This window comes from Acidimicrobiia bacterium, from assembly GCA_009694375.1.
GTDB lineage: Bacteria > Actinomycetota > Acidimicrobiia > Acidimicrobiales > VFJN01 > VFJN01.
Genome location: SHVB01000013.1, coordinates 18,970 through 34,423, shown reverse-complemented (window position 1 = coordinate 34,423; position 15,454 = coordinate 18,970). Strand labels below are relative to the sequence as shown.

Annotated in this window: 16 protein-coding genes; 4 read left to right on the top strand and 12 right to left on the bottom strand. The window is 66.9% G+C overall.

The features are described 5' to 3' along the window. Nucleotides 1-42 precede the first annotated feature (42 nt). The 3 genes from EXQ71_08945 to EXQ71_08935 all read right to left on the bottom strand — a co-directional run bounded on the left by EXQ71_08945 (nt 43) and on the right by EXQ71_08935 (nt 2,379). Nucleotides 43-636, bottom strand: a complete 594-nt coding sequence (locus tag EXQ71_08945; protein ID MSO87633.1) for a TetR/AcrR family transcriptional regulator — start codon at nt 634-636, stop codon at nt 43-45. 10 nt (nt 637-646) lie between these two features. Next, nucleotides 647-1,855, bottom strand: a complete 1,209-nt coding sequence (locus tag EXQ71_08940) for an LLM class flavin-dependent oxidoreductase (GenBank protein ID MSO87632.1) — start codon at nt 1,853-1,855, stop codon at nt 647-649. 68 nt (nt 1,856-1,923) lie between these two features. Continuing rightward, on the bottom strand, nt 1,924-2,379 hold the full coding sequence (locus EXQ71_08935; GenBank protein ID MSO87631.1) for a hypothetical protein: 456 nt from the start codon (nt 2,377-2,379) through the stop codon (nt 1,924-1,926). Between the two features lie 28 nt (nt 2,380-2,407). Between EXQ71_08935 and EXQ71_08930 the strand changes: the two genes are divergently transcribed. Together EXQ71_08930 and EXQ71_08925 are read left to right on the top strand one after the other, a co-directional pair. Next, nucleotides 2,408-2,869, top strand: a complete 462-nt coding sequence (locus EXQ71_08930) for a hypothetical protein (GenBank protein MSO87630.1) — start codon at nt 2,408-2,410, stop codon at nt 2,867-2,869. Between the two features lie 11 nt (nt 2,870-2,880). Beyond that, complete coding sequence (locus EXQ71_08925; GenBank protein ID MSO87629.1) at nt 2,881-3,165, top strand: hypothetical protein; 285 nt, start codon at nt 2,881-2,883, stop codon at nt 3,163-3,165. A gap of 397 nt (nt 3,166-3,562) precedes the next feature. Here the strand turns inward: EXQ71_08925 and EXQ71_08920 are convergent, their stop codons facing one another. From EXQ71_08920 to EXQ71_08895, 6 genes are all read right to left on the bottom strand, one after another. After that, nucleotides 3,563-4,675: an acyl-CoA dehydrogenase gene (locus EXQ71_08920; GenBank protein MSO87628.1), complete on the bottom strand. Its 1,113-nt coding sequence runs from the start codon at nt 4,673-4,675 to the stop codon at nt 3,563-3,565. Nucleotides 4,676-4,694: 19 nt separating this feature from the next. Next, nucleotides 4,695-5,636, bottom strand: a complete 942-nt coding sequence (locus EXQ71_08915; GenBank protein MSO87627.1) for an NAD(P)H-quinone oxidoreductase — start codon at nt 5,634-5,636, stop codon at nt 4,695-4,697. Between the two features lie 156 nt (nt 5,637-5,792). After that, nucleotides 5,793-6,281, bottom strand: a complete 489-nt coding sequence (locus tag EXQ71_08910) for a pentapeptide repeat-containing protein (protein ID MSO87626.1) — start codon at nt 6,279-6,281, stop codon at nt 5,793-5,795. After that, nucleotides 6,256-7,527 carry a citrate synthase gene (locus tag EXQ71_08905; GenBank protein ID MSO87625.1) on the bottom strand — a complete coding sequence of 424 codons (1,272 nt, stop codon included), beginning with the start codon at nt 7,525-7,527 and terminating at the stop codon, nt 6,256-6,258. Before EXQ71_08905 ends, EXQ71_08910 begins: the two co-directional genes overlap by 26 nt. A 22-nt stretch (nt 7,528-7,549) precedes the next feature. After that, nucleotides 7,550-9,094 carry a methylmalonyl-CoA carboxyltransferase gene (locus tag EXQ71_08900; GenBank protein ID MSO87624.1) on the bottom strand — a complete coding sequence of 515 codons (1,545 nt, stop codon included), beginning with the start codon at nt 9,092-9,094 and terminating at the stop codon, nt 7,550-7,552. Next, the gene (locus EXQ71_08895) at nt 8,917-9,843 is read right to left on the bottom strand and encodes a LysR family transcriptional regulator (protein ID MSO87623.1); all 927 of its coding nucleotides are present in this window, start codon (nt 9,841-9,843) and stop codon (nt 8,917-8,919) included. Before EXQ71_08895 ends, EXQ71_08900 begins: the two co-directional genes overlap by 178 nt. A gap of 217 nt (nt 9,844-10,060) precedes the next feature. Here EXQ71_08895 and EXQ71_08890 point away from each other — a divergent pair, with 217 nt between their 5' ends. Beyond that, nucleotides 10,061-11,488 (top strand): HAD-IB family hydrolase, encoded by a 1,428-nt coding sequence (locus EXQ71_08890; protein ID MSO87622.1) that lies wholly within the window; start codon nt 10,061-10,063, stop codon nt 11,486-11,488. Here EXQ71_08890 and EXQ71_08885 read toward each other — a convergent pair. Continuing rightward, the gene (locus tag EXQ71_08885) at nt 11,485-11,847 is read right to left on the bottom strand and encodes a glyoxalase (GenBank protein MSO87621.1); all 363 of its coding nucleotides are present in this window, start codon (nt 11,845-11,847) and stop codon (nt 11,485-11,487) included. The two genes, EXQ71_08890 and EXQ71_08885, sit on opposite strands and share 4 nt — an antisense overlap. Nucleotides 11,848-11,850: 3 nt before the next feature. Further along, the gene (locus tag EXQ71_08880; GenBank protein MSO87620.1) at nt 11,851-14,133 is read right to left on the bottom strand and encodes an aconitate hydratase; all 2,283 of its coding nucleotides are present in this window, start codon (nt 14,131-14,133) and stop codon (nt 11,851-11,853) included. Here EXQ71_08880 and EXQ71_08875 point away from each other — a divergent pair. Then, nucleotides 14,117-14,911 (top strand): GntR family transcriptional regulator, encoded by a 795-nt coding sequence (locus EXQ71_08875; protein ID MSO87619.1) that lies wholly within the window; start codon nt 14,117-14,119, stop codon nt 14,909-14,911. The two genes, EXQ71_08880 and EXQ71_08875, sit on opposite strands and share 17 nt — an antisense overlap. 18 nt (nt 14,912-14,929) lie before the next feature. Here EXQ71_08875 and EXQ71_08870 read toward each other — a convergent pair whose 3' ends face one another. Further along, a complete protein-coding gene (locus tag EXQ71_08870) occupies nt 14,930-15,430 on the bottom strand; it encodes a hypothetical protein (protein ID MSO87618.1) in 501 nt (166 codons plus the stop codon). Nucleotides 15,431-15,454: the final 24 nt, after the last annotated feature.

Below are 15,454 nucleotides of genomic sequence, written 5' to 3'. Positions count from 1 at the left end.
GGTCAGCGGTGGGGGGGTGGGATCCCGAACCGGCCGGTCGGCTCAGGGCGACAGCAATGCGGTGCACATGGAGATGAGATTCACGGTAAAGGCCGCGTGATCGAGTTCGTTGCCGGTGCCGTCATCGATACGACGGGCCCGTTCCGCCGCGCTGGCCGTCAGGAGCATGATCAACGCCACCACTCGCTCGCGGCGAACCGGGGCGGGGGCACGGGGGATGGCTTCCACCTCGGCGAGGATCCGGGTGAGGTGCGCCGTGGTGGCGGGGTCTGACGCGTCTCGCCACAGGGCGAACCGGCCCCGCAGTTGGGCCACAATCCGCAGGTAGTTGCGCCCCTCGGGGTGGTGGAGGAGGGCGGCATAGGGAGTGATCAGGCAGCCCAGGAGGTCTCCGGGGGCCGGATGGGAACCGAGGGCGTCTCGTGCTTCGCCGCGAGCGCGATCCACGGGGCCCCCTCGCCGCGCCAGGACCTCCACGAGTAGCCCCTGGCGCGATTGGAAGTGGTAACTCACGGCCGACACGTTGCGCTGCCCCGCCGCCTCGGTGATCTCACGGGTTGTTACCCCCTGCACGCCGCGCAACGCGAAGAGGCGTTCGGCCTCGTCGAGCAGTCGGTCGCGGGTGGCGACGGCAATAACGGTCGTGCTAGCCCGCCAGGGGGATCAGGGCGTTGGTGGGGATTACGCTGACGCTCAGGTCGTCGGGCACCGGATGGGCGAAGGCCGGGAACTTGGGTTGAGCGGTGGCCCGGAAGCGGGTGGTGCGGTGCACCGGATCGGTGTCGAAGGTGGGGATCACCTTGTCGCCGAACAGTTCGATCATCTCCACCACCTCCTCGTGCTCAAATCCCTCGTTGGGGATGCCGAAGACGAGTTGGTCGCAGCCCACCTGCTGGTACTTGTCGATCTGTTCGAGCACATCGTCGGGGGCCCCGCAGAGGAGGTAACCGGCTTCGATGAGCCAGTCGAGGGTGGATTCATCGGGGATGGCTCGGGGTGCATTGGGCCACTTCACCGCGTCGGGCTGGGGGGGCATCGTGTCGTGGTACATGTTCACCATGGTGTTGAGGTAGCCCCGACCCGGCGACATGGCGATAGCTCGCGCTCGTTCGCGGCTGCCAACGCATACGACGGCATTGGTCATCATGATGTTGTCGTTGATGAACTGCCCGAGCGGCTCCGTGCAGTTGGCGATGCCTTCCTTGTAGGTCTCGATGCGCCCTTTGAGGTTGTAGATGGGCTCGAAGTTGAAGGCGATAGCCCCAATGCCCAACTCGCCGGCCTTGGTGAAGGTGCCCGGATTACCGCAGCCCACCCACAGCGGCGGATGCCCGTGCTGGTAGGGCTTGGGCAGAATGTTGTGGGGCTTCTCGACCTTGAAAAACTCGCCCTCGAAGGTGTAGTCGCGCTGCTCCCACATCCGAAGGATTTCCGGTGCCGCTTCATCCCACATGGCCTTGGTGTCCGAGGTGAGCAAATCGAATGTGGCCATTTCGTGGCTCCCCGCCCCCCGGCCGGTGCCCCACTCGTAGCGACCCTCGGTGACGTGGTCGAGCATGGCGACGCGCTCGGCGTTGCGCACCGGATGATTCACCGGCCGCGAGAGGTTCATGATCGCCGAACCGAGATGGATGCGTTCGGTCTTGGCCGCCATGTATCCGAACAAGACCTCCGGCGCCGACATGTGGGAGTACTCAGTGAGGGCGTGGTGCTCCCCGAACCAGGCGTACTTCCAGTTGTGTCGGTCGGCCTGGATGGCGTATTCGAGTTCCCGCATGATCATGGTGTGCTCGGCCTCGCGGTCGTGGGCCGCCGGTCCGGGCAGGTAGCCGTTCATGAACAAGCCGAACTCCATCGCACACACTCCTCGTCGGGAAACTAGAACAAGTTCTAATGTAGCCCATTAGCGGGAGCCAGTTGGAGTCAATCGGCGTCGTGGGGCGAACGCTGGCCCCCCAGGTCGCTCAGCCAGGGATCGAGGTCCCGCACAAAGGCGGCGAAGGTGTCTTCGGCCCCCGTGGTGGCATCGGTCCAACGAAGGCGCAACACGTCGTGTTTCATGGTCCTCTCCAGATGGGTGCGGGTGGTGTCCACCTGGATGATCTGGGCTCGCGGAATTCGCAATAGATACTCCGGGCGCCACTGGGCAAACGCCACCTCGTCGTTGGTCAGCACGAGGGTGCCGGTGCCCCGGGCCTCATTCGACCCCAGGCTGGCCACCCCGAGCGAGGTGGCCGCCATAGACCGCTGGAGCACGCCGGGCAGGGCCGACAGGTTCTCCATGGCCCGGGCGCGACCACGGCGCACAATCATCACGGCGATCACCGCCGAAAGCACCAGGGTGAGGATCAGGACAGCGAGGAGGATGTTCGTAGTCATTAGAAGACAAAGGTAGCGTTCCGTCTTCATGTCTGATCGGACCCTCGTACTCGTCGATGCTGGCATGGCCGCCGGTTTCCGGTTGTCGAAACCCTCACTGGCTCAACTCCACCAGTCGCTCGTCCACCTGTATTGCCAGCATCCTGAGGTGAGCGTCGCCGTTCTCGGCGATCCCGCTCTGAAATGGGACGTGCCCAGCGCTGATGCGGCGATGTTCGAAGGCGACATCATTGCCGGGGCCATCGTGTGTGCGCCCGCTGGTGCCCTGGAGGGAACCACGGGTTTTTTGCGCCAGGTTGCCAGTAAGGGATTGGCTCATGGGTACCGAGTGGTGGTGTTCACCGACCGAGCGATCGCCGATGTGGCGCTGGGTCGCGTTCGCCACGATGGGGGACGTTGGCTATGGGACCTCGACGACACCCGCCTGATCGATGCCGGTCATGTGGGGCCGCCCCTGGCACCGGCTCATCGACGCCGCCGATCCCGCTGACGGGTGCGTCGATGCGTCGTCTCCTGGTCGTGTTGGTCCTCGCTAGTTTGCTGCTGAGTCTTTCCTCCGCGGCGCTCGCCCAGGACCCGCCGCCCACCACCGAGGCCGTGGGTCAATCCCGGCCGAGGATCCTTCCCCGGCCCAACTCCGGCGAGGCTCCCCAGGCCTCCGGGGATCGAGGCGGGGCGTCGCAACTCGGACTCCTGGCCGTCGTGGTTGTTGTGATCGGGGGCGCAGCGGTGCACCTAGCGCGGCAATCACGGCGACTCCGATCACAGGACCCCAACGGTCCGTAGGGGGGCAATGGCCTGGTACGGGTCATGGAGGCCGGTATGGGCTGGTGCCGGTCGGGCCGGCTGGGAAACTCGAGTGCACCGTTGGTCGTTTCTATTGGGCGGAAATTGATCACCGACGCGATACCGGCGAGGCCGACTGCGGCACGAGGGCATCGCCGAACACCATCGGGATCAACAGGCCGGCCAACCCCGAGGAACCGCCCGTCCCCTCGCCGCCGTCGCCTTTCCACCCAGAACAAACACCGATGGGGTCACCCCCAGACCGGCGTTACCAGTGGTAGCCGCCACCCAGGCGAACGATGGCAATCGTTGATTACTACCGAGGGAGGCAACACGACCAACGAGGTCAGATGCCCCTGGCACCCTGGAACCGGGGAGTGAGGCCAGGGGTGGTGGTTCAGCGTGGCAGGCCGAGGACCCGTTCACCGAGGATGTTGCGCAGGATCTCAGTGGTGCCGCCCATGATCGTGTACGCCGGGGCGTAGGCCACGCCGCGACTCACCCGGCCGGCGAGGTCGGGTTCGGCGAGCATGGCGGCGGGGCCGAGGGCATGGGCGCAGAAGGCGGCGATGCGCTGCTCGAGTTCCGTGCAGAACGTCTTGGTGGCCGCCGAAAACTGCGGGGGGGCTTGGCCGAGCACCTCGCGTAGTACCAACAGGCGGCCGATCCGGTAACCCGTTTCGATGGCGGCGATTTCCTGTCGCCGCCGTTGATCAGCGGTGTCAGTGACGGCGAGGACGTCTTCATAGAGTTTTCGGTTGCTGAGGAGCCGGTCGATGCCTCCCCGCTCGTGCTCCATCTGCCGCATGACTTGCTGAAAACTACCGTTCAGTTGGCCCACCAGGTTTTCGGCGGGCACCCGTACATCCTCGAAAAAGACTTCGCAGAAATGCCTACTGCCGGTCATGTCGGTAATGGGCAGGATCGTGATGCCGGGGGAGCGCATGTCCACAATGAACTCCGACAATCCAGCATGCGGTTTGGCATCGGGGTCGGTGCGGGCGATGAGGTAGATCCAATCCGCCTCGGCTGCCCCGGAGTTCCAAATTTTCTGACCGTTCACTACGAAGGCATCGCCGTCACGCACGGCCCGGGTGCGGATCGAGGCGACGTCGGACCCGGCATCCGGTTCGGACATACCGATGCTCCAGGCCGATGTTCCATCCAGGATGGCGGGGAGGTGTTGTTCTTGCTGTGCTGGGGTACCGAACTGCAAGAGCGTGGGGCCCATTTGCCGGTCGGCGAACCAGGATGTGGCCAGCGGGGCCCCGCTGCCAATGAGCGCCTCGAACACGATGAACCGCTCCAAGGCGCTGCGCCCGCCACCGCCAGATTCCACCGGCCACGTCATGCCCAGCCAGCCGCGACGACCCAGTTCAAGGGAAAAGGTGCGGTCGGGGGCGGCGATCCAGGTGTCCTCAGTGAGGGCGGCTCTGGCCGCGGCCTGACGGCCTAGTTCAAGCGCCTCCTGCTGAAGATCCAGTAACGGCAAGGGCAGCACGAAATCCATTCCTCGAACCTATTCGGCCTCAGGACCTCAGCACTATCTTGCCCAGTTTGCCGCCGGCCGCGAACAACTCGTAGGCGCGGGTGGCCTCGAACATGGGAACACTTGCGTGCACCGGCACCTGCAGAAGGCCCGCCGCCAGCAGGGGCAGCACGTGTTGTTCCACCCGCCGCGCCAGGGTGGCCTTGTCCTCCAGTGAGCGGGCGCGCAGCGTGGAGCCGTGGATCCTGGCCCGCTTGCCCATGAGATCAAGCAGGTTCAACTCGGTGGTGCTTCCGCCCCCCACCCCGATCACCGCGATACGACCGCCCATCGCCAGCGCGACGAGGTTGGCGGCCATGTTGGGGGCACCGATCAGTTCGAGTACTACATCGAAGGGACCGTGCTCGGCGAAGTGCTCTGGGTCCACCGCAGTAGCGCCGGTCATCTCTGCTACCTGCGCCCGCTGCGTCGGATTCCGCACGGTGGCCACTACCTCTGCCCCCGCCGCCCGGGCCAACTGCACCCCGGCTATCCCCACGCCCCCGGCCGCTCCATGGATGCACACTCGTTCACCCATCGCCAATCCGCACTGGGTGAATAGGGCATCGAAGGCGGTGCTGAATACTTCGGGGAACCCACCGGCGTGATCCCAGGCCATGCCCTCCGGCACGCGCAGGAGGTGGCGCTCATGCACCACGCAGCGCTCGGCCTGGCCGCCGCCGCCGATCACCGCCATGACCCTCTCACCCACGGCGAAGCGGTTCGAGCCCGGCCCGAGCGTGAGGACCTCGCCGGCGATCTCCAGGCCGGGGATATCCGCCGGGGAGCCCGGGGGAGCGGGATAAAACCCGGCCACCTGGAGACGGTCAGCCCCGTTGAGCCCAGCCGCTCGTACCGCGACCACCACCTCGCCGTGACCTGGGGTGGGGTCCGGGTGCTCCTGCCAGGCAAGGCTGCCGTTGAGGATCGTGACTGCGTACATGGGTGTCAGGATGTCATGCGGCCGCCGCCGGGATGGTCACTCGCCGCTACGCCCGCCTCGCCGGGAACTTCAATGGGGGGTTTTCCACACCGCGTTGTTGCGGGTCGCAAACTCACGGTCCGGGGCGATGGCTCACGGGATACCCCGCAGCAGCGCCTACGGAGTGCACTCGGTGGATTGCATCGAACCGTCCGGGCACGTCGTGCCATCCCAAACCGCGTCGGTCAGCTTGGCGCCACTCAGGTCGGCACCGCTCAGGTCGGTACCGCTCAGGTTGGCGCCCCTCAGGTCGGCGTCGGTCAGGTCGGCGTCGGTCAGGTCGGCACCGGACAGGTCGGCACCGGACAGGTCGCAACCGTGGAGGTCAACCCCCGCGCCCCGCGCCCCACAGGCCTCTGCGCTGCCAGGGTCGGTCTTGTCGCTTCCCCCGCAGGCCGTGAGGGCGAGGACGAGAAGCAGCGCTGCCCCGGTGGTGCGAAGGTGGGAGCGGGTGGCCGTGGTGTGCATGGCCGGACCGTAGCCCCCGGCGGTCCCTGCACGCACGGGGAGCAGCCGATCAGACCCCCTGTCCGGGCCTGGAAGGCGGTGTTGAGCGCCGCCGCGAGGGGTCATCGACTGGTCAGGTTCGACCGTCCATCGCCACATAGTCCCGGGCGCCCACTCCGGTGTAGAGCTGGCGGGGACGCACGATCTTCTGGTCCTGCTCGAGAAGTTCCACCCAATGGGCCAGCCACCCGGAGGTGCGGGGAATGGCGAAGAGGACGGTGAACATTTCGGTGGGGAACCCCATGGCCTGGTAGATCAAGCCCGAGTAGAAGTCCACGTTGGGGTAGAGCTTGCGGGAAATGAAGTAGTCGTCGGACAGCGCCACTTCTTCGATGGCGAGAGCGATGTCGAGGAGCGGATTCTTCCCGGTGATGGCGAATACTTCCTCGGCCCTCTTTTTGATGATGGCGGCCCGGGGGTCGTAGTTCTTGTACACACGATGGCCGAAGCCCTGGAGGCGCCCGCGGCCGGCCTTCACATCCTCGATGAACTGCGGAACCCGATCCACCGAGCCAATCTGGGTGAGCATGTGGATCACGGCTTCGTTGGCCCCGCCGTGGCGAGGACCGTAGAGGGCCGCGGCGGCCGACGCGGTGCTGACGTAGGGGTCGGCATGGGCAGACCCGACCGTGCGCATGGCCGTGGTGCCGCAGTTTTGTTCGTGGTCGGCATGGAGGATGAACAACACGTCGAGCGCCCGAGCCAACGTCGGGTTGGCGGCATAGCGCGGCTCCGCCACTTTCCACAGCATCGCCAGAAAGTTTTCGGTGAAGTTGAGGGAGTTATCCGGGTAGACGAAGGGCATGCCAACACTGTTGCGGTGGCAGGCGGCGGCCAGGGTGGGCATTTTGGCGATCAACCGCACGATCTGCTTGTAGCGATTGTCGGGGTCGCTGATGTTGTTGGCGTCGGGATAGAAGGTGGAGAGCGCCGCGATGGCCGACACCAACATCCCCATCGGATGGGCATCGTGGTGAAAGCCCTCGAGGAACCGTTTGCGCACGTTTTCGTGAATGAACGTGTGGTAGGTGATTTCGTGAACCCACGGATCGTATTGCTCCGCAGTGGGCAGTTCTCCGTGGATCAGGAGGTAGGCCACCTCGAGGTAGGTGGAGTGCTCGGCCAACTGCTCGATGGGGTAGCCGCGGTAGCGCAGTATCCCGTTCTCGCCGTCGAGGTCGGTGATGGCACTCGAGGTGGAGGCCGTGGTCATGAGGGCTGGGTCGTAGAACCAGACGCCCGGGAGAAGTTTGCGCCATTCGGAGGCGTCCACGCCGCCATCCACGATGGGCACTTGGACGGATTGGCCAGAGCGGTTGTCGGTGATGGTTACGGAGTTGTCCACCCCGCGAATCTAGTGCGGTTGCTCAGAGGGGTTGGTTGTCGTGCTTTCTTTGCACGAGGCGTTCCTGTTTGGAGGAGAGCATTTCCAGGGCATGGGCTACCTCCCGTCGGGTATCGGCGGGGTCGATCACGGCGTCTACAGCCCCCCGATCAGCGGCGATGTACGGGTTGAGGAAGCGCTCCTCGTACTCCTGTTCCAGTTCCGCCCGGCGCGCCGGGGACTCCCGGCGGTGCAGCACCTCCACGGCTCCTTTGGCCCCCATTACCGCGATCTCAGCCGACGGCCACGCCAGGTAGAGGTCGCTGCCCATGGTGCGGCAATCCATCACGATGTAGGCCCCGCCGTAGGCCTTGCGGAGCACGACCGCCACGCGTGGGACCGTGGCCCGGGCATAGGCGAAGGCCAACTGCGCCCCGTGTCTGATCATGCCGCGCCACTCGAGGTCTTTCCCGGGATAAAAGCCGGGGGTGTCGATGAGGGTGAGTAGCGGGATGCCGAAGGCATCACAGAAAGACACGAAGCGGGCGCCCTTCTGCGAGCTGGCGATGTCGAGCGTGCCGGCGATCGCCAGGGGCTGGTTAGCCACGATCCCTACGGGTCTCCCACCAATGGTGGCCAACGCGGTGACGAGGTTCGGCGCCCAGCGCTCTCGCAGCTCGAGGAAGTCGCCGTCGTCCACGAGGCTGCGGATGATGTCGCGAACGTCGTAGCCGCCCGTGGGGGAGGTCGGCACGCAGTCCCCGGCCTCGGGGGTAGAGCGATCGAGTGGGTCGTCGCTAGGCCAGCGCGGTGGTTCTTCATCGATCGAGGAGGGGAGATAGGCCAGCAGGTGTCCGAGCGCATCGAGGGCATCTTCCGGCTTCGGCACCACCAGCGCCGCCACGCCGGTCTCTACCGCATGGACACTGGCCCCGCCGAGTTCGGCGGAGTCGAGGGTTTCCCCGGTAAAGGTAGCCACCATGCGAGGCCCGCTTACGTAGGCGTAGGCATCTTCGGTCATCACCACGTGGTCGGCGAGGCCGAGGAGGAGAGCGGGCCCGGAGAGCACGGGTCCGGTAGCGGCCATCAACACGGGCACGCGACCGGAGCAACGGCTGATCATCCGGGCGGCGCTGCCCCAGCCGTGCAGAGCCGCAATGCCGTCGTGGGCATCGGCCCCGCTGGAGGACAGGACGATCAGGAGGGGGAGGCCCGCATCGAGGGCGTGGGCGGCGGCCTCGGCGAAGGTGTGGCCGTCAGCGGCGGTGAGCGCCCCTCGGCGTCGTTCGTCGGCGATCTCCACTAACACGACCTGTCGGCCGGCCACGGTGGTGAGGTTGGCTTGCAGGGACCCGGGGTGGTCGGCGGCGACGGGGACAACGAGCACGGGGGCTGCGACTGGCGGAGGGGTCACGGCGTTACCCGGGGGGCGAGAGGGTGTACACCCTCCATGGCGGGGCCCTGGTTTTGCACCACGTCGATTAGCGACTCGCGCAACGCTCGTACCGGGGCCGACGGCCGCCCCCGGCGCCGCTGGGCCAGGCCCACGTGGCGGCGGGGTAGTCCGTCTACCGACACGCGTTTCCACTTCCCCTCGAGCCAGCGGGGCGCGGCGGTGGCGGGCACGATGGCCGCTCCGTAGCCCTGGAAGGCGAGGGTGGCGATGAGGCGCAGGCCGTCTACCTCGGCCTGCGGGCGCAGCACTACGCCGGCGCTGGCGGCCTCGGCATCCAACTCGTCGCGGAAGGCCGTCCCCGGTGGACCGAGGAGCAGTTCGTAGGCCGCGAGGTCGGCGATGGACACCCGCGTGAGTTGGGCGAGGGGGTGCTGGTCGGGGGCAATGACGATGCGGTCCTCCTCGAAGAGCGCTTCGTCCACCAGATCGTTGTCCAGGGTGGGGATACTGAGCACGGCGAGGTCGATGTCACCCGCGATGAGTTGGGGTACCAGCGATGTGGTGGTGGCATCTACCACCACCACCCGCACCTTCGGATGGGCGGCGCTGACGCTCTCCAGCACGAGGGGTATGAGCCAACGGGCAACGGTTCCGATGCACCCGAGGCGCACGCTGCCGACGACCTCGGCGCCCATCGCCGCTACGTCGTCGCGGAGGGCTTCGAGTTCCTGCTGCACATGGCGGGCCCGCTGGAGGGCTATCTTGCCCTCGGCGGTGAGTTCGCCGCTGCGGCGATCCACGAGGGGGGCGCCGAGTTCGCGTTCGAGGTGGGCGATGTGGGTGGAGATGTTGGATTGGACGGTGTGCAGGGCGCGGGCGGCTCCCGAAAAACTGCCGGTCTCCGATACGGCGACCAAGGCGGCGAGTTGACGAAAGTCCATCGGTAATAATGATACTACGTATCTGTAGTACCTGTTTGCCGAATCGCTCGCGAGGGTTTAGGCTGGTGGTCATCAGAGGCAGCACCTTCCCCCCCGAAGGCGCCTCAGCGAGGTGTGGCCAATCCCCCCCGGTTGGCCCCTCGCAAGCAGCGGAACGCTGGTCCTTCCCCCGGGCCAGCGTTGCCGCGTGGTAACCGAACCCAGTACCGTCGGCTCGGTGGGAGTCTCCGGTGCGGCCTTTTTCGATCTGGACCGGACCCTCTTGCGGGGGGCATCGGGGCCGATCATCGGGGAGGCCTTGAAGCAGGCGGGCGTCACTGATCGATCCATCCCCGGCGAGGGGGTCGTCTATCGGATGTATGACCTCTTTGGGGAGAATCGGCCCTCGATGGAGGTCACCAAGCGGGCCGTTCGGTTCGCCTCGGGATGGGTGCGCGAGCAGGTGCAGGAGGCGGGTCAACTCGCCGCCGAAGGGCTGGCCGCCAGCCTGCAGCCGTTCGCCCGGCCGATCTTCGAGGAGCACCGTGCCGCCGGCCGCCCGCTCGTGCTCGCGACGACGACGCCGTATGACCTCGTGAAGCCACTAGCGGAGGCGTTGGGTTTCGATGCCGTCGTGGCCACCCGGTACGGCGAGAAGGACGGCGTGTACGACGGCACGCTCGACGGTGAGTTCGTGTGGGGCCGGGGCAAACTGAGGGCCATCCAGGCGTGGGCCACGGACGCTGGGGTGTCGCTGACCGAGAGCTGGGCGTACTCCGACAGCTACTACGACATCCCGATGCTTTCGGCAGTCACGCACCCTGTGGTGGTGAATCCGGATCCCCGTCTCGCCATGGTGGCTCTGGTGCGGCGGTGGCCGATGGTGCACCTCGACGTCCCCGCTGGTGTGCCCAAGCTTCCGGTGCTGGGCATCGAGCCCCAGCAGGCGGTGCTGGCCCTCCTGCGGCCTGAACTCATCCCCTATGCCCGCTTCGACATCGCCGGTGTATCGAACATCCCCGCCACCGGGCCGGCGATCGTGGTGGGTAACCACCGCAGTTATTTCGACCCGCTGGCTATGGCCGTTGCCCTGGCCAAGCGCGGCCGCCCGGTGCGCTTCCTGGGCAAGAAAGAGGTGTTCGACGCGCCGATCGTGGGCCAACTGGCTAAGGCCATGGGAGGCATCCGTGTCGAGCGCGGCACCGGATCCGACGAACCGCTGTCCGAGGCGGCCGCCGCCCTTGCCGCCGGCGAACTCGTCGCGCTCATGCCCGAGGGCACGATCCCGCGCGGGCCAGCCTTCTTCGACCCGGTACTCAAGGGTCGCTGGGGGGCCGCCAAACTGGCCGCCATGACAGGCGCACCAGTGATCCCGGTCGGGCTGTGGGGCACCGAGAAGGTGTGGCCCCGCCGCGAGCGCCTGCCCAACCTCCTCGCCATCGGGAACCCGCCGACCATCACGATCACCGTGGGCAAGCCCGTCGGCGGCCTGAAGGGTGAGTCGCCCGACGCCGATACCAAGAAGATCATGAAGGCCATCACCAAACTGCTCCCCGCGGAGGCACGCGAGCAGCGCACGCCCACGGCCGAGGAGCTCGCCCAGACGTACCCCGGCGGCAAGGTCAAGGATCGCGACGAAGCCGCCCGCCGCCCCGGCACCGACTAGGGCTCAGCGGCGATGAGCTCGAGGCGGTTACCGAAGGGATCGTCGACGTGGGCGCGGCGGACGCCGGGGAGTGCGGTGGCAGGGCGCACCTCGGTCCCGGACGAGCGCAGCGCCGACAGCAGCGCGTCGTAGCCGCGCACCCGGAAGGCGGGGTGGGTCTTGCGGGCGGGCGCGAACGGGTCCTCGACGCCGAGGTGGACCTCGACGCCCGGCCCCTGGAACCAGCAGCCGCCGCGTGCCGCCAGTGGCTCCGGCTTCGGCACGCGCGTCAGCCCGAGCAGGCCCGCGTAGAACGCCTCGGCTCGGTCTTCGCCGCCCGCCGGCATGGCGAGCTGCACGTGGTCGATGCCGATGAGCATCGCTCAGCCGAGTTGCGTTTGGCGGATGATGTTGAGGGCGCCACCGGCCTTGAACCACTCGATCTGCTCGGGGCTGAAGGTCTGGTTGGCCTGGAAGTCGATCGTGCTGCCGTCGGGCTTGGTGATCCGGCACTGGACGGGTGTGTCCGGCGCCAGCGAGGCGAGGCCGAGCACGCTGATCTTGTCGTCCTCGCCGATCTGGTCGTAGGTGGCCGGATCGGCGAAGGTCAGCGGGAGGAGACCCTGCTTCTTCAGGTTCGTCTCGTGGATACGAGCGAACGAGCGACACAGGATCACCTTGCCGTTGCGGAAGCGCGGCTCCATGGCGGCGTGCTCGCGGGAACTTCCCTCGCCCATGTTCTGGTCGCCGATCGCCACCCAGCCGACGCCGGCCTCGTGGAGGCGCTGGGCGATCTCGGGGAACGTGCGGGTCTCGCCGTCGAGCGGGTCCTTCCCGGTGCCGGCCTCGCCGGTGTAGGCGTTGATGGCCCCGAGGTAGAGGTTGCCCGAGATGTTCTCGAGGTGGCCCCGGTACTTGAGCCAGGGGCCGGCGGCGGAGATGTGGTCGGTGGTGCACTTGCCCTGCGCCTTCATCAGCACGGGGAGATCGACGTAGTCCTCGCCGTCCCAGGGCTCGAAGGCGTCGAGGAGTTGCAGGCGGTCGCTCTGGGGGTTCACCACGACCTCGATGCCGGAGCGATCCGCAGGAGGGGCCTGGAAAGTTTCCTCGCCGGGATCAAAACCGGCGGCGGGTAGGGCCTGGCCCACGGGTGGGTCGAGGCGCACCGCCTCACCGGCATCGTTGGTGAGCGTGTCGCTGCGGGGATCGAAGTCGAGTGTGCCGGCCAGGGCCAGGGCAATGACGGTGTCGGGGCTGGTGACGAAACTGAGCGTGTTGGCGTTGCCGTCGTTGCGCTTGGGGAAGTTGCGGTTGTAACTGTTCACGATCGTGTTCAGCTTCGACGTGTCGAGGTCGGTCCGGTCCCACTGGCCGATACAGGGCCCACAGGCATTGGCCAGCACGGTGCCACCGATGGCCTCGAGGTCGGCGAGCAGGCCGTCGCGTTCGATGGTGGCGCGGGTCTGTTCGGAGCCGGGAGTGATGAGCAGTTGCGTCTTGGCCCGCAGCCCCTTGGCCGAGGCCTGGCGAGCGATGGACGCGGCGCGGGTGATGTCTTCATAGGAGGAGTTCGTGCACGAGCCGATGAGGGCGGAAGAGATCTCGAGCGGCCACCCCTCTGCGGTGGCGGTGGCCCCGAGGTCGGCGAGCTGGTGGGCGCGATCGGGGGAGTGGGGGCCGTTGATCATCGGGCCGAGCTGATCGAGGTCGATCTCGATCACTTGGTCGAAGTAGGCGGACGGGTTGGCCAGCACCTCGTCGTCGTGGCGCAGGTCCGCGGCGACGCCGTCGGCCGTGTCGGCGATGGCGGCCCGTCCGGTGGCCCGGAGGTAGGCGGCCATGTTGTCGTCGTACCCGAAGATCGACGTGGTGGCGCCGATCTCGGCGCCCATGTTGCAGACGGTGGCCTTGCCGGTGGCGGTGATCGTGTCCGCCCCCGGGCCGAAGTACTCGATGATGGCGCCGGTGCCGCCGCTCACCGTGAGCACCTCGGCGACCTTGAGGATGATGTCCTTCGGGCTGGACCACCCGCTCAGCGAGCCGGTGAGGTGTACGCCGATCAGCTTGGGCCAGCGCACGTTGAACGGGAAGCCCGTCATCACGTCGACGGCGTCGGCGCCACCCACGCCGATGGCGACCATGCCGAGGCCGCCGGCGTTGGGCGTGTGGCTGTCGGTGCCGATCATCATGCCGCCGGGGAACGCGTAGTTTTCGAGGACGACCTGGTGGATGATCCCGCTGCCCGGTTTCCAGAAGCCGATGCCGTATTTGGCCGACACAGTGCGGAGGAAGGCGTAGACCTCGCTGTTGATGTCGAGGGCAAAGCTCAGATCGATGTTGGCCCCTGCTCGGGCCTGGATCAAGTGATCGCAGTGCACCGTGGAGGGCACCGCGACCTGCGGCAGGCCGGCGGTCATGAACTGCAGGAGCGCCATCTGGGCCGTGGCGTCCTGCATGGCGACGCGGTCGGGGTCGAAGTTGTTGTAGGTGATCCCGCGGCTGATGTCTTCCTGCGCGTCTCGGAGGTGGTTGACGAGAGTTTTCTCGGTCAGCGTGAGGCTCCGGCCCAGCCGCTCCCGGGCGATGGCCACGCGCTCGGGAAGGCGGGCGTAGACCTCCTCGACCAGCGACAGCGGGGTGGTGGAGGAGATGGGTTCGGCAGACATGGCGGGCCTCTTGCGTCGTCCAATAGAAGATACAAGTATAGGACAAGTGCGCCAGATCCGCTATCGAACCATCGCTGACCAACTGCGTCACCGGGTGGCGGCCGGAGAGTTTGCCCTCGGCCGCACGCTGCCGAGCGAGGCTGATCTCTCCGGGCACTACGGGGCCAGTCGGGTAACTATCCGCCGGGCGCTGGAACTCCTCAGATCCGATGGCCTCGTGGATGCCCGACAAGGGTTCGGGTGGTTCGTGGCGGTGGATCCCCTGCGACAGTCGCTCGGGCGGCTCGGGACGATTGAGGCGCAACTCACAGCCTCGGGAGTGCATTCCGAACGTCGCATCCTGGACTTCGGCTTCGTGACCGCACCGGCGCATGTGGCCGCGGTGTTGGTGAGCCCAACCGTGCTCGAGGTGCGGCGACTGAACCTCGCCGACGGCGAACCGTTTGCTCGGGTCACGGTGTGGTGCCCGGAGGAACTCGGGGCGTCGCTGTCGCGCTCCGACGTGGAGCGCGCCCCGTTCTATGAACTCCTCTCGGAGCCGTTGGGCGGGGCCGTGCAGACCATCGGGGCCGCTGTGGTGAGTGCGAGCGATGCGGGCTTGCTGAAGGTGCCGGTCGGATCACCGGTGCTGCGCTGCGAACGGATCACGTCTACCCCCGCCGGCCGACCGGTGTTGCTGTCCGAGCACGTATTTCCGGCCCATCGCACCGAGTTTGTGGTGGACCTGCCGATGGCCGAGCGCAGCATCGCCCCTACCGGTATGCGTCTGGTGGACTGACCGCTTCGGGAATGGGCGCTATTGGATGTGGAACACGTGGGTCCACGTGCCGTCGGCGAGGTGAGTGGACTTCACCCACCCGGTAGCTCCGGCGTAGGTGCCGGACCCGCCGATGATGGATCGAATGGTGGACGAGGAGGGCTTCAGGGTGGCTCCGGCGGCGGGGTAGAAGGCGGCGCCTTCGAGAATCAACTGGTTCGACACATCACCGAAGGCGAACACGCCGGTAGCGACGCGCGATTCGAACCCATCGGGGGCTACATCCAAGGCGGTGGTGGTCATCACCCAATCGGTGTGCACCATTTCACCCTCCTCGTCGGTGGCGTCGAAGCGCCAGAGTCGGGTATCGCCTACGGAGTTGCCCGGTACCCCGTTGTCTACGAGGGTGGGGGCGGGCACCTCGCCGTGAGTGACGGTCACCGTGGTGCCCTCGTCCGTCGATGAACATGCCGTGAGCGCCAGCGACCCCATGAGGAGCACCGTCGCCAAACGCAACCCGAACCGACCGCGTCTTACCATCTGTTGGTGTCCTTTGGTGTGGGG